Source organism: Pelagibius marinus (assembly GCF_014925385.1).
Classification (GTDB): domain Bacteria; phylum Pseudomonadota; class Alphaproteobacteria; order Kiloniellales; family Kiloniellaceae; genus Pelagibius; species Pelagibius marinus.
In genome coordinates this window covers 65,313-87,240 of record NZ_JACSDK010000008.1, presented here as the reverse complement: position 1 = coordinate 87,240, position 21,928 = coordinate 65,313, and the positions used below count along the sequence as shown (strand labels likewise).

Annotated in this window: 19 protein-coding genes and 1 tRNA gene; 11 read left to right on the top strand and 9 right to left on the bottom strand. The window is 66.8% G+C overall.

The window, feature by feature from the left end; genetic code table 11:
* The first annotated feature begins 35 nt into the window (after window positions 1-35).
* The 3 genes from H7X47_RS09010 to H7X47_RS09000 are packed head-to-tail and all read left to right on the top strand — an operon-like array spanning window position 36 to window position 2,729.
* Window positions 36-1,136 carry a cysteine desulfurase family protein gene (locus tag H7X47_RS09010; RefSeq protein ID WP_193368331.1) on the top strand — a complete coding sequence of 367 codons (1,101 nt, stop codon included), beginning with the start codon at window positions 36-38 and terminating at the stop codon, window positions 1,134-1,136.
* A gap of 10 nt (window positions 1,137-1,146) precedes the next feature.
* Window positions 1,147-2,361 carry an IscS subfamily cysteine desulfurase gene (locus H7X47_RS09005; RefSeq protein ID WP_193368330.1) on the top strand — a complete coding sequence of 405 codons (1,215 nt, stop codon included), beginning with the start codon at window positions 1,147-1,149 and terminating at the stop codon, window positions 2,359-2,361.
* A gap of 38 nt (window positions 2,362-2,399) precedes the next feature.
* The gene (locus H7X47_RS09000; RefSeq protein ID WP_193368329.1) at window positions 2,400-2,729 is read left to right on the top strand and encodes a ferredoxin family 2Fe-2S iron-sulfur cluster binding protein; all 330 of its coding nucleotides are present in this window, start codon (window positions 2,400-2,402) and stop codon (window positions 2,727-2,729) included.
* A 79-nt stretch (window positions 2,730-2,808) separates the two neighbouring features.
* Here H7X47_RS09000 and H7X47_RS08995 read toward each other — a convergent pair whose 3' ends face one another.
* Both H7X47_RS08995 and H7X47_RS08990 read right to left on the bottom strand, forming a co-directional pair.
* A complete protein-coding gene (locus H7X47_RS08995) occupies window positions 2,809-3,087 on the bottom strand; it encodes a hypothetical protein (RefSeq protein ID WP_193368328.1) in 279 nt (92 codons plus the stop codon).
* Window positions 3,088-3,262: 175 nt separating this feature from the next.
* Window positions 3,263-4,465, bottom strand: coding sequence for a hypothetical protein (locus H7X47_RS08990; RefSeq protein WP_193368327.1), 1,203 nt, complete (start codon window positions 4,463-4,465; stop codon window positions 3,263-3,265).
* A gap of 819 nt (window positions 4,466-5,284) precedes the next feature.
* Between H7X47_RS08990 and H7X47_RS08985 the strand changes: the two genes are divergently transcribed.
* Window positions 5,285-5,722 carry a hypothetical protein gene (locus tag H7X47_RS08985; protein WP_193368326.1) on the top strand — a complete coding sequence of 146 codons (438 nt, stop codon included), beginning with the start codon at window positions 5,285-5,287 and terminating at the stop codon, window positions 5,720-5,722.
* 217 nt (window positions 5,723-5,939) lie between these two features.
* Window positions 5,940-6,857, top strand: a complete 918-nt coding sequence (locus tag H7X47_RS08980) for an FxLYD domain-containing protein (protein ID WP_193368325.1) — start codon at window positions 5,940-5,942, stop codon at window positions 6,855-6,857.
* Between the two features lie 305 nt (window positions 6,858-7,162).
* On the opposite strand, the gene H7X47_RS08970 is transcribed toward H7X47_RS08980, so the two are convergent.
* Window positions 7,163-7,594, bottom strand: a complete 432-nt coding sequence (locus tag H7X47_RS08970) for a YqaA family protein (RefSeq protein WP_193368324.1) — start codon at window positions 7,592-7,594, stop codon at window positions 7,163-7,165.
* 111 nt (window positions 7,595-7,705) lie between these two features.
* Entirely contained in the window at window positions 7,706-8,197 is a 492-nt protein-coding gene (locus H7X47_RS08965) for a DUF302 domain-containing protein (RefSeq protein ID WP_193368323.1), read from the bottom strand.
* 168 nt (window positions 8,198-8,365) lie between these two features.
* Here H7X47_RS08965 and H7X47_RS08960 point away from each other — a divergent pair, with 168 nt between their 5' ends.
* The 3 genes from H7X47_RS08960 (at window position 8,366) to H7X47_RS08950 (ending at window position 11,371) form a co-directional block, all read left to right on the top strand.
* Complete coding sequence (locus H7X47_RS08960; protein ID WP_193368322.1) at window positions 8,366-9,787, top strand: hypothetical protein; 1,422 nt, start codon at window positions 8,366-8,368, stop codon at window positions 9,785-9,787.
* A 55-nt stretch (window positions 9,788-9,842) separates the two neighbouring features.
* Window positions 9,843-10,982: a tRNA 2-thiouridine(34) synthase MnmA gene (mnmA, locus tag H7X47_RS08955; RefSeq protein WP_193368321.1), complete on the top strand. Its 1,140-nt coding sequence runs from the start codon at window positions 9,843-9,845 to the stop codon at window positions 10,980-10,982.
* A 77-nt stretch (window positions 10,983-11,059) separates the two neighbouring features.
* Window positions 11,060-11,371, top strand: a complete 312-nt coding sequence (locus tag H7X47_RS08950) for an SCP2 sterol-binding domain-containing protein (RefSeq protein ID WP_193368320.1) — start codon at window positions 11,060-11,062, stop codon at window positions 11,369-11,371.
* Between the two features lie 199 nt (window positions 11,372-11,570).
* On the opposite strand, the gene H7X47_RS08945 is transcribed toward H7X47_RS08950, so the two are convergent.
* On the bottom strand, window positions 11,571-13,415 hold the full coding sequence (locus tag H7X47_RS08945) for a B12-binding domain-containing radical SAM protein (RefSeq protein WP_193368319.1): 1,845 nt from the start codon (window positions 13,413-13,415) through the stop codon (window positions 11,571-11,573).
* Window positions 13,416-13,681: 266 nt separating this feature from the next.
* Between H7X47_RS08945 and H7X47_RS08940 the strand changes: the two genes are divergently transcribed.
* Window positions 13,682-13,758 (top strand) — tRNA-Met (locus H7X47_RS08940).
* Window positions 13,759-13,829: 71 nt separating this feature from the next.
* Here the strand turns inward: H7X47_RS08940 and H7X47_RS08935 are convergent.
* The 3 genes from H7X47_RS08935 to H7X47_RS08925 all read right to left on the bottom strand — a co-directional run bounded on the left by H7X47_RS08935 (window position 13,830) and on the right by H7X47_RS08925 (window position 16,526).
* Entirely contained in the window at window positions 13,830-14,390 is a 561-nt protein-coding gene (locus H7X47_RS08935; RefSeq protein WP_193368318.1) for a hypothetical protein, read from the bottom strand.
* Window positions 14,391-14,475: 85 nt separating this feature from the next.
* Complete coding sequence (locus H7X47_RS08930) at window positions 14,476-15,453, bottom strand: hypothetical protein (RefSeq protein WP_193368317.1); 978 nt, start codon at window positions 15,451-15,453, stop codon at window positions 14,476-14,478.
* Between the two features lie 194 nt (window positions 15,454-15,647).
* The gene (locus tag H7X47_RS08925) at window positions 15,648-16,526 is read right to left on the bottom strand and encodes a 5'-nucleotidase, lipoprotein e(P4) family (RefSeq protein ID WP_193368316.1); all 879 of its coding nucleotides are present in this window, start codon (window positions 16,524-16,526) and stop codon (window positions 15,648-15,650) included.
* Window positions 16,527-16,813: 287 nt separating this feature from the next.
* Here H7X47_RS08925 and H7X47_RS08920 point away from each other — a divergent pair, with 287 nt between their 5' ends.
* Both H7X47_RS08920 and H7X47_RS08915 read left to right on the top strand, forming a co-directional pair.
* A complete protein-coding gene (locus H7X47_RS08920) occupies window positions 16,814-17,230 on the top strand; it encodes a CBS domain-containing protein (RefSeq protein ID WP_193368315.1) in 417 nt (138 codons plus the stop codon).
* A 247-nt stretch (window positions 17,231-17,477) separates the two neighbouring features.
* The gene (locus H7X47_RS08915; protein ID WP_193368314.1) at window positions 17,478-18,143 is read left to right on the top strand and encodes a hypothetical protein; all 666 of its coding nucleotides are present in this window, start codon (window positions 17,478-17,480) and stop codon (window positions 18,141-18,143) included.
* 30 nt (window positions 18,144-18,173) lie between these two features.
* On the opposite strand, the gene H7X47_RS08910 is transcribed toward H7X47_RS08915, so the two are convergent.
* Complete coding sequence (locus tag H7X47_RS08910; RefSeq protein ID WP_193368313.1) at window positions 18,174-21,827, bottom strand: DUF748 domain-containing protein; 3,654 nt, start codon at window positions 21,825-21,827, stop codon at window positions 18,174-18,176.
* Window positions 21,828-21,928: the final 101 nt, after the last annotated feature.

The window sequence follows — 21,928 nt, the reverse complement described above, 5'->3', positions numbered from 1 at the left end:
CCGCAAGCCTCCACGCGAGCCAGCCGCGAACCAGCATGACCGCCTACCTCGACTACAACGCCACGGCGCCGATCCGGCCTGAAGCGCTCGACGCCATGGCCGCGGCGCTGGCCGAGCCCGGCAACGCCTCCTCGGTGCATGGGCCGGGCCGCCGCGCCCGACGCCTGGTGGAGGAGGCGCGGGCCAAGGTCGCGGCCCTGGCCGGCGTCGATCCGGCCTGGGTGATCTTCACCTCCGGCGGCACCGAGGCCAACAACCTGGCCCTGCGCGGCCTGCCGGCACAGCGCATTCTGGCCTCCGCGGGCGAGCATGACTCGGTGCTGCAGGCGGTGCCGGAGATCATGCTCATCGGCCTGAGCGCCGATGGCGAGATCGACCTGGACGCCCTTTCCGCGGCGCTGGAGACCGTGCCCGAGGGCAGCCTGGTTTCGGTCATGCTGGCCAACAACGAGACCGGCGTGATCCAGCCCGTCGAGGCCGTGGTCTCGCTCGCCCACGCCGCCGGCGCCTGGGTCCACTGCGATGCCGTACAGGCCGCCGGCAAGATTCCCTTCCGCATGATCGACCTCGGCGTCGACCTCATGACCCTCTCGGCCCACAAGCTCGGCGGACCGCCGGGCGTGGGCGCCTTGCTGGCCTCCCCGGAGCTGCCGCTGAGCGCCCTGCAGCGCGGCGGCGGGCAGGAGCGCCGGCGCCGCGCCGGGACCGAGAACCTGGCGGGAATCGTCGGTTTCGGGCGCGCGGCTGAGATCGCACTTGAAGAATTGCCGAAACTTCAGAAATTGGGTGAGCTGCGCGACCATTTCGAACGGGAAATCAAAAGCTTGGCACCCGGTCTTAAGGTGTTCGGCGGCGCCGTGCCGCGCCTGCCCAACACCTCCTGCGTCGCCGTCGCCGGCCTGGCCGCGGAGACCCAGCTCATGGCCCTCGACCTGGCCGGGGTGGCGGTCAGCTCCGGCGCCGCCTGCTCCTCCGGCAAGGTCCAGCCCTCCCATGTGCTGACCGCCATGGGCGCGAGCCCGGACGAGGCCGGCTCGGCGATCCGCGTGTCGCTCGGCTGGGCCAGCGTGCCCGAAGACGTCGAGCGGCTGATCGCCGCCTGGGGCGATCTCTACCGCCGCAGCAAGGCGGCGTGAGGGCGCGGGCATGACGGAGAAACACAGCGGCAAGCCGAATCCCAAAAAGCCCAACCGGCGGCCGCCGGGCATCTATCTGGACAACCAGGCGACCACGCCGACCGACCCGCGGGTGGTCGAGGCCATGCTGCCTTTCTTCACCGAGCGCTTCGGCAACCCCCACTCGACCCACCACGCCTTCGGCTGGGACGCCGAGGAGGCGGTGGAGAAGGCGCGCGCCCAGCTCGCCGCCCTGATCGGCGCCACGCCGCGCGAGGTGATCTTCACCTCCGGGGCGACGGAGTCCAACAACCTGGCCATCAAGGGTGCCGCGCGCTTCCACCGCGACAGGCGCCCCCATGTCGTCACCCTGCCGACCGAGCACAAGTGCGTGATTGAGAGCGTGCGCCACCTGGAGCGCGAGGGTCACCGCGTCGATTTCCTGCCGGTGCGCCCCGACGGCCTAGTCGACCTGGACCGGCTGGCCGAGACGGTGAGCGAGGAGACCTCCGTGGTCTCCATCATGGCGGTGAACAACGAGATCGGCGTCATCCAGCCGCTGGCCGAGATTGCCGAAATCTGCCACGCCAAGGGTGCCTACTTCCACTGCGACGCCGCCCAGGCGGTGGGCAAGATCCCCCTCGACGTGGCGGCCCTGGGCATCGACCTGCTGAGCATCTCCGGCCACAAGTTCTACGGCCCCAAGGGCATTGGCGCGCTCTACGTGCGACGCCGGCCGCGGGTGCGCCTGGAGCCCATGATCGACGGCGGCGGGCAGGAGCGGGGCCTGCGCTCCGGCACCCTGCCGACGCCGCTCTGCGTCGGCCTCGGCCAGGCCGCCGAGATTGCCGGCCAGGAGATGGCCGAGGAAGAGGCGCGCATTTCGGCCTTGAAGACCCGCCTCCTGGAGGGCATTACAGGCCGCCTTCCCGGGGTCGCGCTGAACGGCCACGCCACGCAGCGGATCCCCGGCAACCTCAACCTCGCCTTCGAGGGGGTGGACGCCGAGGCCCTGATCAAGGCGCTGGCGGGCCTGGCCGTTTCCTCCGGCTCGGCCTGCACCTCGACGGCGGTGGAGCCGTCCTACGTGCTGCAGGCCCTGGGCCTGCCGGAAGACCGGGCGCGCGGGTCGATCCGCATCGGCATCGGCCGCTTCAATACGGAGGCGGAGATCGACCGGGCGGTGGAGGAACTGGGGACGGCGGTCAAGCGGCTGCGCGAAGAGGGCAGCGCGGCTGCGGAATAGCCGGGGCCGAGCAGACGACGAGTTAGGAGCAGAACTTTATGCCGAAGTTGACGTTCATCGAGAAGGATGGGACCCGCAAGGAGGTGGATGCCCCCGTCGGTCTCTCGGTGATGGAGATCGCCCACCGCTACGACGTGGACATCGAGGGGGCCTGCGAGGGCTCGCTGGCCTGCGCCACCTGCCACGTCATCGTCGACGAGGGCTGGTACGACAAGCTGGGCGAGCCTTCCGAGGACGAGGAGGACATGCTCGACCTCGCCTTCGGCCTCAAGCCGACCTCGCGTCTGGGCTGCCAGATCGTCATGACCGAGGACCTCGACGGCCTGGTCGTCGAGCTGCCCAGGGAAGTGAACAACATGCTGGGCTGAGGCCCGGCCCGTCTGCTATCCATCGCTAGCAATGCCGGGTCGGCGAAGCGCAGATCCGTTCGCGCGGTCGCTCGTAGAATTACTTCTGCGGCGGATCGCTCTGCTTGCCGCCAGACGTGGCCGTGGCACTGGAGCGTGCCTTCGCAGTACAGCCGTCGCCGGAACTCCGCTGCGTCTTCTCGTCGCTGTCGTAAACCTGCCGGCCGTCCGCCGTGGCCGAAGCGTGCGACCTGGCGATTGCCTCACAGCCTCGCCCGCCGGGCGACGACGTGGAGGAAACTGAAGCGGATGCCGAGGCCGAAGTCGTGGCCCGCGCTTCGGTATTCTGCTTCGAGCCGTCGTTGGATTTTCCGGTCATGTCACCTATCGCCATTGGAGCGGCCCAGAGTGCCGCCAGAATTATCAGGGAAGTGATCGCTGTCACTCGGATCATCGCACCTGTCCTCTGCGGGTTGCCAGAGCGTGGCGAAGGAGCCGATGGAAGCTAACTCCCACCGGCCCCAACACCTCGCCCTGAAATGGGCGTCTCAAGGTTACTGGATGATGATGCTGGCGGAACCGTCGGCCTCGGACTCGGCCCCGGTCTGCTCGCCGGCATAGGTCATCGTCGAGGCACCGGCATTGCTGTTGGCGGAACCGCCCGCAGCGTTGCCGAAGGCGGCGTCGCCGCCCGCGGCGGCCTCGGCGACCGGAACACTGCCACCCAAGACGGCGGAAGAAGCGGCCGCGTTGCTCGAGACAGCACCCCAGGCTTCCGGGTTGTCCTCGACCGCCGCGCTGGCAACGTCCTCTTCAGGTTCGGGAACCTCTCCGATGGTGCCGTAGCCGGCAGCCGAAGCGTCGGCGGTGGCTTCGCCATTACCGGTCGTCTCAGTCGAGGCGCCGGCGCTGGAGTTGGTTTCCAGTCCGCTCTCGGTCATTGCGATGCTGGCCATCGCCCCGGAGCTGCCGTGGGCGCTGCCCATTCCTTCGACGGCAGCGGCAGCGGCGCTGTTGGCCGCGACGCCATAGCCGTCGCCTTCGTTGATGGCGGTTCCGTAGGCGTCGGCATTCGCCATGCCACCCTCGGTGGCTTCGGCGCCGACATCGGACATGGTCGAGGCGACGGTGCCGTTATCGCTGAGGGCGGCACTGGCGCTGGCGTTGCTGGCGGCGCTCGACGAGTCATCACCGATCGATACGGCGCTCGCGCCGGCACCGGCGCCTACATCCAGCTCGGAACCGGAGAGAGACGCATGGGCGCCGGCGTCGGCCCCCGCGATCGCTTCCGAGCCCTCAGTGGAGGCGGAGCCGCCGGCCCCGGCTGCGCCGGCCGAGACCTGGCCGTCGTTCACGGAGACTCCGGCAGCCGCGGCACTGGCAGCGCTGGCGGCGCCGGTTTCGCCGGAAGAGCTGACGGCGGAACCTGTCGCGGCGGCCGCGCCGGCATCGAGGCCGTCACCGGTCGCACCGACAGAGCCTTCACCGCTGGCGCCGGCAGTGGCGTCACCGGTGGCGCTGGCCGTCGAGTCGGAAGTCGTCGTGCCGTTGATGTTGCCCTCAGCGTCCTTGCCGATGCTGGCGGTGGTTTCGTTGGACGCGGTGGCGGAGCCCTTACCGCTGCTGCTCGCCGTGGCGTTGGAGGACGCCGAAGCGTCCAAGGTGTCGGCCATGGCCGGGCCGCCGGCGGCAAAAGCGCCGAGGGCGAACGCGGAGACCGCGCCCAGCAGGTAGGTTCGGATGTTCCTGTGTCTCATGCTCTCAACTCCTTAGGAAGTTTCCTGAGGCTCCCACGAGAAAATGAGGTTGAGCCGCGAGATCATTCTCCCGGCTCATGTCCAGCGAGGCTCCTGGGTGATCGACACGATGAGCCGCTTGATATTCCTTCCGTGATCAAGCGCGCATGAAGTTCGGGTGCTTCGCCGCAAGCTGTCGTGTGCTTTGCTTTCTCGACCGTTCGTATCTGCAACGAAAAACTCTCTTTGCTTCGGAATCTGATGCCGCGCCATCGACATTCTCTTATCGCCGTCGCGGCGTCATCGCGTTTCGCCCATGCCAGGGAAGGTAAGTCAAGAGCACGGCGGAAATCGGGCGATGGCGGGAGAAAAATGAGTCAGCCGGAGAGAAAACTGTGTCACGGGGGGCTCACTTTGTGTCGGGTGGAATATCGACTTGAAGTGACGGTCTTGAGGCCGGGCAGCGACGATAGTTACTGCGCAATGAAGAAGACGCGAAAGTGAGCGTGAATGTCTGTCTTGAAGAATCTCGGCGACGTTGCAGTGAAAGGAGAGGTCATGCGGAAAGGTGGACCACGGATGCTGCTCTTGGCAGCGGCCAGCGCTGTCCCACTTGGCTTGGGTTGGGTGCCGGCCCAGGCCGCGTCTCACGGCGACAGGGGAAATTCCGGAGCGCTTGCAGAGGCGAATCAAACCTCCGCAGAGCAGAGTGAAACTGCGCCGGGCAAGGCGCTCGGCAGGGGACATTCTGTCGCTGCACAAGGCGACAGTCCCCACGAGGGTGTCTCTCCGAAGGCAGATGGCGCCAGCGTGTCGGCCGCTTCCGGTGCGGAAGCCGCTGTGGAGACGGAAGACGAAGTCGAAGCGCAAGCGGTCTCGGAAGCCGTAGCCGGTGCCTCCGCCGAGGGGGCCGGCACTGCGGTTTCGGCGGACACCGCGGCCGACACGTCGATATCGGGTGGATCGGGGGACGCGCTCAGCAGTAGGACGTTGTCCTTTAGCAAGGATATCACCACCCCCTTCGGCCGGCGGAGCATGTCCCGGTCGATGACCATCACGACTCTGGACGACGGCACAAAGGTCAAGACGATGTCGCGCGCCAAGGCCATGGCTCTGGCGACGCCAGGCGTCACGAAGGCTACTGCCAGCGGCCGAGCCGACGTCCGCATGCGAGACGCTTTCGGCGGTGAGGATGCCGCGGTCTCCAGGGGGCACGCCGGCGCGGCGGGCGGCCTGATGGACTCGCCAGCTATCAGTGAGACGCCCGGCGACGGCTAGAAGAATTGACAATGCGCGGGAGGTGCCCGCCGCGATGCCGGGAATAGGGGCAGCCCACAGCTTCGTACCGGGGGCGAGATAGCAAGCAGGGCCTGGGCGAAGGGGCGCCGGTGTTCGAACACTTCAGATCAAGTTTGCATGGAGAGGGGATTTCGCGATGTCGGGTGGGGCACCCGACTGCGTCTCCGTGAGTGACTACAATTGGGAGCCAATACCGATGAAAGAACGAATTTTCGCGAGCGCCGGAGCGATTGCGCTGGCAGGTGTCCTGTCGGCCTGTGCCGGTCCTAAAATGCCGCCCTATCCCCTGCCCGACGAGGCCGGTCTCTATGCAATTACGCCGGAAGATGAATTGATGCGCCTGGATGGCGATAGCCGGTGGGAGGTCAAGTCTTGGCCGCAGCGCGCGGACCTCAACCGCTTTACCGAGTTCGTGATCTACGACCCAATGATTCCGCGTGACTCGCGGACCGATCGCTCGCTTGCCACGATTTGGCGGGTTGCCTGGCTGCGGAGCGAAATTGATTCCCGTGGTTTTGCCGGACCGATCGATGGCAGCGAATGGGTCGTGGCGCCGCTCGATTCCTTCATAGTGCCCGCCACTGCGGAGCCCGTCCAGGGCTGGCCGGGCTATGTCCACGTCGTTCCCGACCGGCCACTTCAGCCTGGTCTCTATTCGCTGAAGCTGAACAGGGGAGGACGCGAACGCATTGCCCGGTTCGGCGTGGGCTGGAATGGAATCGACAAGCGCCGCTATGCCGCCAGGAACTGTGTTGACCGCTACTCGGAAACCGGGTCGCAATACCGCGCCTGCGCCGACGATCAGGTCACGCGGCAAGATGTCTCGACCGAGGGTCTGGAAATTACTCTGGTTGACCCGACGCGGCGCGGCACGACGTTGGTCGTGCAGGGGATCGTCACCAACACGACGGAGCGGGCAAAGCGCCTGCCCAGCATGCGGGCCATACTTCTGGACAAGGCGGGACGCAGATTGACCAATGCCGTGATCGTGCCTCGCAAATCCGACCTTTCTGCCGGAGAGCGGCTGCGCTTCAGGACCGAAATTGCAAATGCGCCGCCAACGACGGCGCGGATCGATGTCGACTTCATTCCTATGACAAGCGCCGGCAAATAGGTTCGCCGGGTTGTTGTCCCGGCGGGCGGTGGGCCGACTGCCAAGGCAGCCGGCCCTCCAACCCGAAGCCGGCCTGTGGTGTCGCCCCTGCGAGGCTCCCACGGATGCCACAGGTCGCTTCGGGTACTCGAGAATTGCACATCGCCTGCAAAGGGAGCCGCGGCGATGCTTTTTGGATCCGGATGGTTCCCGGCTTTCTTCGCGTCTGGGCTGCCAGATTGTCATGACCGAGGAACTGGACGGCCTGGTCGTCGCCCTGCCCAAGGAAGTGAACAACATGCTGGGCTGAAGGCCCGGCGTCGGACTCAGCTCAGCGCCAGGGCCGCGACCACCAGGTAGCGCCCGGTCTTGGCGAGGGCGACCAGCAGCAGGAAGGGGCCGAAGGGTTCCCGCAGTACGCCGGCGGCCACGGTCAGCGGGTCGCCGATCAAGGGCGCCCAGCTGAGCAGCAGGCTCCATCTTCCATAGCGGTGGTACCAGCGCGAAGCGCGCTCCAGCTGCGCCGGCTTCACCGGGAACCAGCGGCGGTCGCTGAAGCGGTCGATGCCGCGGCCCAGCGCCCAGTTGACCACGGCGCCGAGCGTGTTCCCCAGGCTCGCCACCGCGATCAGCAGCACGGTCGAATAGTCACCGGACAGCAGCAAAGCCGCCAGCCCGGCCTCCGACTGGGCGGGAAGGATCGTTGCGGCGAGAAAGGAAATCAGGAAGATGCCTGCGTAGGCGGTGAGCTCAAGCATAGAGAGTGATGGCACCAACGACGGAACAAAGGTCGCGCCTATTGGGCCACAGCGGGCAGAGGCCGTCGATCAATTAAGGTTTGGCGCGGGGCGCGCGGGGCACTGCGCGCGCTATCCCCCCACCGCGTCCGCGGCGATTTTCGCGAAAATCACGTCCAGTTCCGCCGCCAGGTCCTTCAGCGCCTGGCCGCCGTCGCCATAGGGCGCGAAGACGTGGCTCGGCGTCTTGTAGCTGAGATCGGCGGTGCCGTCGGGGTTTTCCGTCACATAGAAGCGGATCGGCGCCTCGATGCCGGCGGCGACGCTGGCCTCCAGCATGCGCACGGCGAAGTCCGGGCGGTAGACGCCGATCACCGTGTTGCCGGGGATGTCCTTCTTCAGCATCTTCTTCGCACCCACCGTGGCGCTGGCCCGGGCCACCAGGCCCATCTTGTTGTCGGCGATGGCTTTCTCCAGGCGCGCGACCAGGTCGGCGTAGCCGTGCGGTGTCTTCATCACCTTCCAGCCGGGCTGCGCCATGGGGTCCGCCTCGGCGGGGACGGCCGGGACCGCGAGCAGCAGGAAGAGGCTCAGCAGGGGCAAGAGCGTCAAACGGGCGATCATCGGATGTCTCCCTGGGGACTTGTTGCGCGGAATGACGAGGCGCCAGTCTAGCGGCCGCGCCGCCCGGCGGGCCTCAACTCCCCGTGAGTCCGGATGGCAAAAAAGGGCGCGAAAAAAGGTGCGTAAAAGGCCTGCGCGGAAGCCGGGCAGGGGCTATGCTCGCGCGCCATGACGTCGAACGAGTCCCCTGTCGCTCCCGAAACCGCCCGCCTGCCGGGCCCGCCGCCCTCCCCGATGAATTGGGATGCCGTGGGAGGCCTGGTCATGCGGCCCTGGTATGACCGCCTGGCGGTGAAGCTGGTGCCCCACTGGTATTTTCCGCTGTCGCGCGCCTGGGCGGCGGCCCTGGAAAGCGGTACCGACGAGGCGGCCTTCGCCGCCGCCCTGGGCCTGGAGGCCTTCCCCGGCGGTTTCTGCGGCTGGCGTATCAGGCGCGCCCTGGCGAGGACCGAGGAACTGAAGCGCGTTCACGCCGGGGCCGATGCCCATTGGCGCGATGTCTTCTTCGCCGCCGAGGCGCCGCCCGCCGCCGTCCTGGTGGCGGCCGAGCGCGCCCGCCGCAAGGCCGCCCACAACCTCATGGCGGCGCGGCGCTATTTCCTCTGCCTGCGCAAACGCGTGCACAAGCTGCAGTGGGCGCTGCCGCATCCGGAGGAAATGCCGGCCCCCGAGGCGCTGCAAGGCGACGGCGGGACCTGCATCAAGCTGGATGGGGTGCCCCAGGTCGAACGGTCGCACTGGGTGCCCGGCCCCTTCGGTCGGCAGTGCTGGATCCGCTTTCCCGCCCCGAGTCTGCCCGGCGACACCGCCTGGGCCCAGGTCTTCGAGCCCGAAGATGTCGAGAACCCGCCGACGCTCATCTCCCTGCACGGCATCTGCGTGGAGAGCGAGCACTGGAGCGAGGCCATGGACAGCATCGATATCGTGCCGACCCTGGCGCTGAAGGGCATCCGGGTGATCCGCCCGGAGGGGCCCTGGCACGGCCGGCGGCGCCGGCCCGGCACCTTCGGCGGCGAGCCGGCCATGGCGCACGGCCCGCTGGGCTTCCTACAGCTCTTCGCCGCCTGGGGCGCCGAGGTGCCGGTCTACGTCGACTGGGCGCGGCAACAGAATGGGGGGCAGGGCGGCGGCCCCGTGGCGCTCGGCGGGGTCAGCCTGGGGGCGCTCACCAGCCAGCTCGCCGCCGTGGCGGCCAAGGACTGGCCGGCCGAACTGCGCCCCGACGCGCTGATCCTGGTGGCCTGCAGCGAGAGCCTGCATGACGTCGCCTTCCAGGGCAGCCTGGCCGCGGCCATCGGCCTGCCGGCCCGGCTGCAGGCCAAGGGCTGGAGCGTCGCCGACATCGACCGCTACCTGCCGCTGATGGAGCCGCGCGGCGCCCCGGCCATGGCGCCGGAGAAGATCGTCATGGCGCTGGGCGAGGCCGACGACCTGACGCCCTTTGCCGGGGGGCTGGCCCTGGCGCGGCGCTGGGGCGTGCCGCCTGAGAATTTGTTCCTGCGACATCAGGGCCATTTCACCGTGGCCTTCGACCTCGGCCGCCGGCCGCAACCCCTGGACCGCCTGCGGGAAATCCTGGGCGCCGCCTAGTAGCCTTCCCTGCAATTCCTTGCGCCCGGGCGTTCCGGCCCTATATTCCGGCCCTATGAACGCTTTGGGCCCAAACCCTCTGGGGATCGACAAGCCGGCGGGGCAGACCCGCGTGGTGGTGGCCATGTCGGGCGGGGTGGACTCCTCGGTCACGGCAGCGCTGCTGCATGCCCAGGGCTTCGACGTGGTGGGCATCACCCTGCAGCTCTACGACCACGGCATGGCGCTGGCCAAGAAGGGCGCCTGCTGCGCCGGCCAGGACATCTACGACGCCCGCCAGGTCGCCGAGCGCCTGGGCATCCCGCACTACGTGCTGGACTACGAGAGCCGCTTTCGCGAGTCCGTCATCGACGACTTTGCCGACAGCTACCTGCGCGGCGAGACGCCGATCCCCTGCGTGAACTGCAACCAGACGGTCAAGTTCCGCGACCTGCTGGCCACGGCCCGCGACCTGGGCGCCGACTGCCTGGCGACCGGCCACTATGTCCAGCGCCAGATGGGCCCGGAAGGCGCGGAGCTGCACCGCGCCGTCGACCCCAAGCGTGACCAGAGCTACTTTCTTTTCGCGACGACGCGCGACCAGCTCGACTTCCTGCGCTTCCCGCTGGGCGGCATGGAAAAGGACAGGGTGCGTGAAGAGGCCGAGCGCTTCGGCCTGGTCGTCGCCGACAAGCCGGACAGCCAGGACATCTGCTTCGTGCCCCAGGGCTCCTACGCCGAGGTGGTGCAGAAGCTGCGCCCCGGCGCCGCCGACCCGGGCGACATCGTGCATGTCGACGGCCGGGTCATGGGCCGCCACGAGGGCATCATCCACTACACCATCGGCCAGCGCCGCGGCCTGGGCGTGGGCGGCGAAGCCGAACCGCTCTTCGTCGTGCGCCTGGAGCCGGAGACGCGCCGTGTCATCGTCGGCCCCAAGGCCGCCCTGGCGCGCGACCGGGTTGTCCTGCGCGACATGAACTGGCTGGGCGGAGAGCCGCTGGTGGAAGAAGGCCGGCGCTGCGAGGTGAAGCTGCGTTCGGTGAGCGAGCCGGCGGCGGCGACGCTCTACCCGGCAGGGCAGGGCGGGGCCGAGGTGGTCCTGGATGCAGCCCAATTCGGCATCTCGCCGGGTCAGGCCGCGGTGTGCTATGAAGGCAGCCGGGTTTTGGGCGGCGGCTGGATTGCCGCGGCCGAAAGCCGTCTCGCCGCCTGAGCGGCGGGCGACGCAACCGATCCGGCCGGCATCCAGGTAGGGGCGAATGGCCGGGCACCCCCCGGAGGAGCCGCACCATGTCCCTCGACTCCCTCACCGAAAAGCTCAAATCCCAGGCGGCGATAAATCCGCCGCTCGGCTACCGTGTTCAGTTCAACCTCGGCGAGGAGGGCTCCATCGTCTGGGACGGCACGGTCACGCCGCCCGAGATCGGCCCCTCCGACGGCGCGGATACGGAGGCGGACACCGTGCTCAGCCTGTCGTTGGAGAACTTCGACCAGTTGCTGTCCGGATCTCTGGACCCGACGCTCGCCTACATGACCGGCAAGCTGAAGATCAGCGGCTCCACCGGCGTCGCCATGAAGCTGGCGGCCATGCTGGGGGACTGAGGCGTCCGTGTTCTTTTTCTGCCGACGCCGTTCCCCCTCACCCAGCTCCGCCTGAGCTCACCGTTCTGGTTCGCTAAGGCTTCATAACCTTCTCCCGCCAGGGGAGAGGCAATGTGGTGTAGTGGCTCGGGAAGGTTTCCCTCTCCCCTGGTGGGAGAGGGAGGGGCCCACGTAATGGGAGGGTGAGGGGGCTTCGCGTCTACTCCGCCGCGTCGATCTTGGCGCGCTTGGCCTGGTGACGTTCGCGCGCTTCGGCTTCCGCCTTGGCTTTGGCCACGGCGGCCTCCGCCGCCTTGTTGACGTGATACATCTCCAGCTCCTCGTCCTCGCCGTGGTCGATGACCGGAGTCAGTGCCGGGTCGCTATAGCTCTTGGCCGCAGGGTCTTTCTCGACGCGCCGGCGCAGGCGGTGCAGTCGCCAGGCGTAGAGGCCGATGGCCGCGTAGTTGCGCAGCGTGCGGGCGACGTTCTTGGGAAAGAAGATCAGGGCGTTCTCGCGCGGCAGTTCGGGGCGGCGCTCGGAGCGCACGCGGCGGCGGAAGTAGCCGCACTGCTGCGGATGCACGCGCTCGTAACCCATGGCGCCATAGATCTGCAGCAGGTTTTGCCAGATGCGCACCGGCTTGATGCCGTCGGCGACCGCGCGGCGCATCAGCGTTTCGGCGTGTTCCAGGGTGTAGTAGTGGTCCCAGGCGTCCCAATAGGCCTGCTGCAGTTCCTCGCGTGACATGCGGGAGTGTTCAAAGGTGACGCACTCCAGGTCGTACTTGTTGAGGTCCGGGTCCATCCAGACGCCCTGGGTATAGAGGTTCTTGTGGTCTTCGGAACCGGGCAGGGGCGTCAGGATAGTGATCTCCAGCACGTCGACCGGGATTTCGCGCTGGATGATCTCGATGTCGCGCTTGATGGTCTGCGGCGTGTCGTTCGGCAGGCCCATGATGAAACCGGCATAGGTCACCACCTGCTGCGCGCGCCATTGCTGGAACATGGTGCGGTATTCGGTGATCTTGTTCTGGTTCTTCTTCATCTCCTTCAGGTTTTCCGGGTTGATGCTCTCCAGCCCGATGAAGACCTGCTTGCAGCCGGCCTTCTTGGCCTTCTCGATGAAGTTCGGGATCTTGTGCGCCAGCACGTCGACCTGAATGAGGAAGCGGATGTCGATGCCTTCTTCGCGCAGCTCGGCCATGCGGTCGAAGATCGCTTCCCAGTTCTTGTTGCGGGCGAAATTATCGTCGGTGATGAAGTAGTGCGTCACGCCCTGGGCGTAGTTGGCGCGGATCAGCTTTTCGATGTCGTCGGCGCTGCGGTAGCGCGACTTGCGGCCCTGCACGTTGATGATGGTGCAGAAGGAGCATTGGAAGGGGCAGCCGCGCCCGGCATCGAAACTGCTGAGCACGCCGTCGTAGCGGCGCACCAGTTTCTCCGGCAGGAAGGGCGTGACGGCGCCCTGCAGGTCCGGCAGCTGGGCCATGGTGTTGTAGACCGGCTCCAAGGTGCCCTTGAGGGCGTCGTTCAGCACCCGGTCCAGGTGTTCTTCGGCCTCGCCGGCGAAGAGCGAGCAACCCATGTCGAGGGCTTCCTGCAGGCTCTCGTGGATACCCGGCAGCATGGAGAGGCAGCCGCTGACGTGGAAGCCGCCGATGGCGACCTGCAGGCCCGCCTCGCGGAACCGCTTTGCGATGTGCAGCGCGCGGGGATACTGGTTCGACTGCACGCCAACCAGGCAGATGAGCCCGCCGCCGCCTTGCGCCTCGGCCGCCTTGTGGCGGGCGATGATGTCCTTGAAGGGCAGCAGGATGTTCATCTCGTCGTAGGCGTCGATCTCGATCTCGACGTCCGGCCCCAGCGCCCGGCGCGCCTCGGCGTCCAGCACCAGGCCGTAGAGGGCGGCCAGGGAGTTGGAGGGGATCCAGGCCTTCCACCACTGGATGACGTAGCCGTCCTTGTCGTAGTGGGACGGCTTGATCAAGGTAACCTGGAACTTGCGCTGTCCTGCGGGGCTCTCGGCGCCTGTCGCGGCACCGCACTCGGCAACATCCGGCATCGGTCTGGTCCCCCCTGAACCGATGGATCTGTGCGATTTGTGGCGGCAACCCTAGCACGATTGATTAGCCGGGGCCACTAGAGGCGGGGCCGGCCCCTCCGGAATTGCCTCCCCTTGGATGGGGGAGGGTCAGGGAGGGGGTGAGCCTCCGGTTTCAGCCAATTTCCTTGGTTTCTCGGGGTTCCAGGCGGCCCGCCGCCCGCCGCCGCCCAGCTTCGGCTTGACAGGGCCGGGGCCGAGGCCATATACGACCGGCCACACCCTATGGCGGGGTAGCTCAGCTGGTTAGAGCAGCGGAATCATAATCCGCGTGTCGGGGGTTCAAGTCCCTCCCCCGCTACCATCAAAAAGGCCCGTTGACTCAAAGAGTTGGCGGGCCTTTCGCTCTCCTGGCAGACGGCTATCGACTTCCCGTCACCGGAGCAGAGATTGGATGGCCATCGCGAGCCAGGCGGTGCCAGCGGCGCGGATCACCATGGCCCGGGCAGACGGATCGACAATTCCGGCGCAGTCGTGCGGAGAGAGGGAGTCCCAAACGGCGAGGCCCGAGATCAACAGCATCATCACACCGATCATCAGAATGGGGTTGCCCTGCAGTCGCATGAGGGGGCGTCTGACCGTCTTGTAGATCGGCAGCAAGCGGGCCGCCAGCCGCAGCGCGGCAATGTCGAGTGCCACGATCCCCAGGAGATTGAAGATCACGAAAGCGGCATAAAGAAAGGCCAGATGTGGATAACCGCAGGCCGCGTGAAAGGTGTAAGCCTCGCCGGCCGCGGGAAGGACGTAGGTCAGGAACGAGAGGTCCGGTCCCTCGGTAACCTTCGGCCAGGCTGTCAGAAATGCCTCGTAGGCGATGAGATTGAGGACCATGAGAACGAAGGCAACGGGGATGATCGCGATGAGGCGGAGTTTCCGGTACTCCGTCATCGGAATCATCTGCCCGTCAAGCAGATCGTGGTTGCGCAGCGTAATCACAAAAGCCACCTCCCCGTTCGATCCGCTCCGGACAGATCGACAGACATCCCCCTTTGCACAAGACCGCACCGCACTTCAGCCTTGCTCAGATCTTCTTCTCAAGTTCAAAAGAAGCGTAAATCTGCCCGTTCTGGACGATTGAAACGCTGGGGAAAGATCCACTTAGCGAGCCCAAGGCTGAGCCACCGCTGCCATTGATGCGCCCTGCCACTATACCGTCTTGCAGAACCTGCCCGCTGACTTCGTAGGGCTGGGACCTCAAATGTCTGGCTCGGCCTGTGAGAGTGCCGTTTTCTATTTTCAAGTAAAGCTGCCATGGGCCAGTTTGTGCCAACCACTCACCATCCCAGGCAATCCCCGCCGGGCTCGTGCCTACTTTCATCACCTGGTTTGTCGCGTTCAATGGCGCTTGATTGGACGAATATCCGGCAGTCGTGAGCTCTCGAACCCGCGGTGCATTGACCAGTCTATCGCCCAGCCTCTCCATCAATTCCTTTAATGCGGCTGAAGACGCTTGTGAAATAGCTGCCGAACCTCCGTCGCAAGCAAACCCAGCCGCGCCACGGTAGTCTTCAGAAGCTTCGACTGTTGTACCAAGAACGCGGCCTTGAGGTCCCTCTACCAGAATGCGAGCAACATACTCGGCTTCGGTATCCACTTTGTCCGACCAAAAGCCTTCGATAAATGTCAACTCGAACTCGGCATCTTCCAAGGCGACCGAGATCATCCCGGTAAATCCATGTGCCGGAAGGTCTGTACCGGCAATCGGTTGATGTACGACTTCGATCTCATCCACCAAGTTTCGGAAGGTCTGATGAACAGAAGTGGCGAACGACGCGCCTGTTTCAATGCTGAAAGTATGGGCGGAGCATGCGTACGTTCTCACGTTTGCTGCTGTCGGACCGACCTTTCGATCATCGACGTAGAGCGCGAAACGTCCCGGAATCTTCTCGGAATAGCTCGAATAGACGTTGAAAGCCGGGCTGTCTGCTACAGGAGCATCGTAGGCACAGCCTGCAACGGCCAGCAGCACAATGGCCGCAAAAAGAGGTCTCCACAGCATAGTGCTCCCCCGAACCGCCTGCGCGATCCTGCTATCTGCTGACCCCAGGTAAATGCTACGGTTGTAGGAGGGTTAATTTCCAGTACTTTTTGTTGTGCAATGCGAAGCTTCCCGCGCAGCCCTCCAAACGCATTCAAGACCCTGCCGCCATTGCGCCAGGGTCTTGTCTGTGTCTGGTGTGAGGGACGCCCCAGCTACTCCGCCGGCTTCCAGTCGTCCATGATGTCGAACTTCATCTGCCGCTTTTCTTCGGCCGGGGCGCCCCAGTTGAAGCCGAAGGAGGCGCCTTCCCAGGAGCCGTAGCTGGGGTTGGGCAGCATGATCCAGTCGCGGCCCCAGTGGGCGGCGTTGTCCTGGAACAGCTTCTGGCGCTCGGCCGGGGAGACGTCGACGTCGTCGAGGAAGTCGCCGAGGTTGTCGCCGATCAGCAGCGCGATGCGGTATTTCTCGGCCACGACGGCGCGGCGCGTGCCCTTGTCGGAACCCCATTCCTCCTTCTCGCCGCGCAGCAGCACCCGGTCCTCTTCGTCGCCGATGGGATAGCCGAGTTTCTTCAGGTTGCCGCGCGTCGGCGCCTCTTCCGGGGCCTTGCGGTTGGAGACGTAGAACACCGCGACTCCCCGGGCGGTGGCGTAGTTGATGAAATCGAGGCTGCCGGGGATGGCCCGCGAGGTCTCGGTGTGGACGAAGGGCGCCCAGGTCTTGGAGCTGTAGTACTGGCCGTTCTCCACGATCCAGGCCTGGTAGAGGGAGTTGTCCAGCACCGTCTCGTCGACGTCCAGGATCACCGCCACCGGCTTCTTCTCGTAGTTCGATCCCTGCTCCATTGCCGCGGTCCAGCCCTGGTCGGCGATCGCCTGGTTGAGGCGCAGCTTCGCCAGGGCGTAGAGCGCCTCGGTGTTGGCCTTGTACTCGACGGAGTTCTGCATCCAGTAGGTGGCATTGGTGCCGTCGTTGGCGGCGGGCTTGCCGGCCATCTCCTGGGCCTGGACCTGGGCCGAGGCCGCCAGGAGGCAGCCGGCCAGCACCAGGCAAAGCCCGCCAAGCGGTCGTCTGCTGTTGGTTGATTTCATATCCCTCTCCGTTCCTCATTTTTGCCCGCGGCGCTGGCCGCCGCGCCGGCTTTCTGGGATTTTGCCCGAGCAGGCTGCAGGAACCAAGTGGTACTCAACTTTCCGGGCGGCGGCGGGCGGCCGAATTCGGGGTAGCGCTGGAATTCGGCCGCGGCGAGGCCGAAGCTGAAGGCGGGAATCGCCTCGCGACGGTGGGAGTGCTACACTTCCCGTCAAGAAGGGGGTGGCCCTGCCGGCGCTCCCGCAGAGGCGCCCCCTCCTGTTTTCGGACACAGGAGGAACAGGTCATGAAGGTCAGGCAAGCAATGCATGCCGGCGTCGACTGGTGCGCGCCCGATACGCCCCTCTCCGAGATTGCCAGGATCATGCGCGACGACGATATCGGCGCGGTGCCGATCGGCGAAAACGACCGTCTTGTCGGCATGGTGACGGACCGCGATATCGTCTGCCGCGGTTTCGCCGACGGCCGTGACCCGGCCTCGCTCACCGCGCGCGACGTGATGACCGAGGGCATCGTCTATTGCATGGAAGAGGCGGAGATCGAGGACGCCATCCACCTGATGGAAAACAAGCAGATCCGCCGTATGCCGGTGATCAACGACAAAAAGCGCATGACCGGCATGTTGAGCCTGGGCGACCTCAGCCACGCCGCGGGCCGGGAACTGACCGGCGAGCTGGCCGAGGCGGTCTCGGCGCACCACTGAGGAAACAGGGTGCCGCTGCGGCTGTCGCGGCACCCCTCCCAGCCAGCGGTCTTGAACGCCGGCGGTGCGACGCCGGGCGGCGCGTAAAGGCGTTTGAATCGGCCGGGGGGCGTGACTACCATTCTCTCGGGGTCATTTCGGCAGCGCCGGCCGGGGCGGGACACCTGTCCCGGGCGGCCGTTTGGGATTAGAGAGCTGCATGAATCCGCGAAGGTGTCGGGGGCAAAGTACCCTGGCGGCGCTGGGAGTGGCCGCTGCCGCGACCCTGCTGGCGCTTTTCCCGCTCGACGGCGTGCGGGCCGCGAGTTTCTGCACCAAGCCGCCCGAGGCGCCTACCGTGGAGATCAGCATCTCGGCGCCTGAGTTCGAGGTCGATCACAGCCTTTCGCGCAAAGAGCTGGAACGGCACGCGGCAGAGGAATACGGCCATGCGCGCGCCGAAGGCAGTGCCGTCTTCGGCCTGACGGCGGGGCGGGCGCATTCCCAGCTTTTCGTTCACACCTTGACCGAGAAGCGCCAGAGCGGGCAGCGTTGCGTCTGGCCGTCACGCCTGGTCGCGACGCTGGCCTACGACGGCCCCATCGCCGTTTATGTGGCCCGCGAATACCGCCGTGGCAGCTGCCAGTACAAGGCGGTGCTGGCCCACGAGATGGAACACGTCGCGGTATTGCGCGAGGCCCTTCAGGACTACAAGCAAAAGCTTGAAGAGGCGCTGCGGCAGGCCTTGGACAGGGGCCTGTTTCCCTATACCGGGCGGGATGGCGCGTTGCTCAAGGTCAGGGCCGAAAGCTACTTCGAGGCACCTTTCAGAGAGGCCCTCGCCGCGGCGGAGCGGGAGCGGGATCGCCGCAACGCGGCCCTGGACACGCCGGAAAGCTACCGGCGCACCCGCGCCGTCTGCCGTTCCTGGTAGGCCGGCGCCGGGGCCCCGGGGCCTTGCTCTCTAAAACTGGAACTCGGCCCTGGGCGGCTTGCCGTCCTTGATGCTGTAGGCGGTGCGGCATTCCGGGATCTGCCCGGGATCGATGCCGTACTTGGCCTCCAGGTACTTGCGCACGGCGTCGCCGCGCGCCGTCGCCAGGGACAGCAGCGCTTCGACTTCCTGGTCGCTGGGGGCGGGGATCTCCGCCTCGGCGGGGCCGATGCCCTTGTCGGGGGGCTGCAGGGCGGCGGCCGCCTCGTCCACAGTTCCGGCGTCCGTTTCCGCCTGCGCCCCGGCCGCAGTCTCTGCCGGTGGGCCGCTGGCGGGCATGACCGTATCGGAAGGGTCCTCCAGCGGCACGCCGCGCAGGGTCACCAGGTCGGCGCGGCCCGCGCGCCCGCAGGCGCGGATGCTGATGCTCGGCTTGTTGGTGAAGATCTCGCCCATCTGGTCGGCCACCGCCATGCCGTCGGGGCTCAGTTCGGCGGAGCCGGGCAGGAAGGGCGCGGGCTGCATCTCGAAGGTGTTGCCGTCGGGGCCGAACCAGTTGGTCGGGAAGACCGAGGCCATGGCGCCGGAGACCGCCTTGTCGATGGCCTCGCTGTAGTCGATCTCGGGCGCGTCCACCGTGCCGCCCAGCGGCAGGCCGAAGGCGATGACGCCCTCGGAGTCTTTCAGGATGGAGACTGCGAAGCCGACCGGCAGGCCGATGTCGGCCTGCAGTTTCTCAGCCTGCTCCTCGTCGAGCGGCGTGACGAAGAGATCGTTGATCTTCAAATCGATGCCGCCTCCCAGGTCGCCGGCTGTGGCCTTGGCCTCGATCCCGGCGAAGAGCTGGCCGCTTTCGACATTCACGCCCGCCGCCTTGGCCACATAGGAGGAGAGCAGGGGCAGGGACACGCCCTCCACGTCTGAGGCCAATTCGAAATCCGGCTTGGCCTTCAGCGGTGCGGCCCAGCCCGTGAGGCGGGCCTTGGAGGACTCGTCGACGGAGAGCGCCAGCTTGAGATCGGTGCGAGTCTCCGGCGCGCTGGTGTCGATGGGGCCGGCCTGCAGCTGTTCCACCAGGAGGCTCGCCTGCAGCGGTGGCTCCACGCTGCGGTCGGTGATCTGGATCGTCGAGCCGGAGGCCAGGGCGAACTCGCCGAGCTTGAATTGCCGGTCGAAGCGCGGCGGGTTGGCGCTTTCCGGCGCCGTTTCGGCCTTTGCTTCGGCGTCCGCGCCCTCCGCCGGGGCTGTGTCAGCGCCGGTGCTCTCTCCGGCCATGCCAGGCAGCGGCAGGGCCAGCTTGGCGTCCAGCTGGCCAAGGACGATGCGCTCGGCCGCCGCGCCGCGGGCGCTCTCCACGTCAAGGCCGGTGATCGACAGGCTGGCGAGGTCGAGGCTCTGTGGAGTCTCCGCCGCGGTCTGCGCGGCGATGCCCATGACCTCGAGACCGCCCTTGGCCCGGATGCCGGCCTCCGAGTAGCCCAGCTCCGACAGCGGCGCCTGCAGGGAGGCCACCGTCGTTTCCACCGCCTCGCCGCCGGGCAGCGGCAGGCGCGCCGTCAGGCCCGTCAGGCTGGTCTCGTTGGCGAGGGTGACGCTGGGCGCCGTCCCGTCGAAACCGAAGGCTTTCAAGCCCGCCACCTGGTTCTCGAGGCTGTCGAGCGACAGGGTGATGGCTTCGGGGCCCTCGCCGGCTGTCAGGGCGATACCGGAAAGGCTCATGGCGAGGCCGCCTTCGACCGTGGCTTCGGCGCTTAGAGGCGCGACCCTGACGTCCTGCATCTCGCTGCGCGTGGCGGCGAGGGAGAAGGTGAGGGGCGTCTCGCCGCTGCGTTCCAGGGAGAGCTCCGAGAGCTCCAGGGTCCCGGCCACGCGGGCCGCCTCGCCCTGCTTGCCGGTCAAGGTGAAGGCCGAAAGATCGACCCTCAGCTTCTCGCCGTTGAGCATGAGGTCGCCGTTGTCGTCGGGCAGGGTCGCGGCCAGGCCGTCCAAGCTGACGGTCAGCGGCCCGCCGGCTTCTTCGGTCGTCGGCGTTTCCCCGATCCGGAAACTGTCGGTGACGAGCGAAAAGTTGCCGAGCTCCAGCGCGGCGCCCTGGTCTTCCCTGGCCGCGAGATCCCGCAGTGCGAGGGCGAGGTCGAAATTGAGCGCCGTTTCCGCCTGCGTCAGGTCGAAGTCGATGGCGCGTGAGTTGGCCCGGAATTCGGCGAGTTCGACCTCGGCGCGGCCGTTCTCGACGGCCAGGCGCAGGCCGGAGAAGACGGCATCGAGTGTGCTGTTGGCGTTCCAGCCGGCGTCGACGGCCTCGCTCGCGACCTCACCGAGATTGACACTGGCCTGGTCGAAGCGGAGTTCCTGTCGCGGCACACCGTCGCGCGCGGCGACGCGCAGCAGGCCGTCTTTCAGGATCAGAACCGGCTCGCCGTCGGCCGAAAGGTGGTGGCGCAGGGCGTTCTCCCCCAGCTCGCGTGCCCAGCCGATCATCAGCTGGACGATGCTGACCGCCGGCCCATCGGCCGCCGCCTGCTCGGGGGCCGAGTCCGCCAAGACGGCGCGCAGTTTGGCATCCTTTTTGAAGTCCAGGCTGTCGATGGCGAAATCGAGCGCGCCGATCTGCAAGGCATCGCCGGCGGCCGTGGCCAAAGCCAGTTTGCCGCCCGCCAGCTTCAGCTGTCCGGCGGCGGTGGCGCTGCCGTCGGGCAGCAGTTCCTGGCGCAGATCGACCTTCAGGGTGGCGTCGTCCAGGGTCACGGTCCCGCCGGTCTCGGTGGCGATGTCGAAACCGTTGAAGTGATAGGTGCCGTCGATCTCGCCCTCGATCCGGCCGTCGCGATTGATCACGTAGTCGTAGTGGACCTGGGTATCCATGGTCCCGTTCTGCCGCAACAGACCGGTCGGCCCGATGAACTGGGCGACGCGGTCCAGGGTGATTCCCTTGGCCCGGGTATTGATCGTGAGCAGCAGCGGGTCGCCCAGGGGGGTAATGGTGCCGTCGACGGCAAGCTCGATTTCGTTGATCTGCCCCTGCAGTTCGAAGGTGGTCGGCTCGTCGGGTGTCCAGCTGCGCAGGCGGTGCAGCGTCAGGCGTTCGAGATCGACGGCCAGGGTGCCGCCGCTGACGTCTTCGAAGACCAGCCGGCTGTCGGTAAACTCGAAGTTTTCGCCGCCGAAGCCGAAGCCGTCGTCATCTTCCTCATCGGGGGGCGTTGGCGCGGCGGTTTCCTCTTCCTCGGCAGCGGCGAGCTCCTGCAGGTTGATGCCGTTGATCTCGACGGCGCCGTTCTCCCGGCGGGCGACATAGACGTCGACGCCGCGCAGGTAAAAGGTGCGCACGAAGGCGTGGCCCTTGAACAGCTCGCCGAAGCTGTAGTCGAAGCCGGTCTCGCCGAGCTGACCCTGCTGCGCCTCACCGGAGCGGAAGGTCACCGGTCCGGCCCGGACCTGGCTGTCCCAGAGGTCGATGTCGACGGTGTCGATGCCGTCGTGCTGAATGCCAAGCTCTTCGAGCTGCGAGTCGATCACATAGCGCGCCAGCGGCGTCGGCAGGACGAAGACCACCAGGACGAAGAGAAGCAGCAAGGCCCCGGCGCCGATGCCCAGGCGGATCGCGAGGCGGCGGCGCCTCTTGGCCGCCGGTGGCGGCGGCGCGCCGGCTTCTTCTGTCTCGGTCCCGGTCTTCTTTGACACGTCTTCACCCCTCCCTGGAATGCGCGACAGCCCTGCCCCATCAACTGGTGCGGCCTGCGGTTCCGCCAAGGGCCTCTTTACGGATTTCGATTAGAGACTAA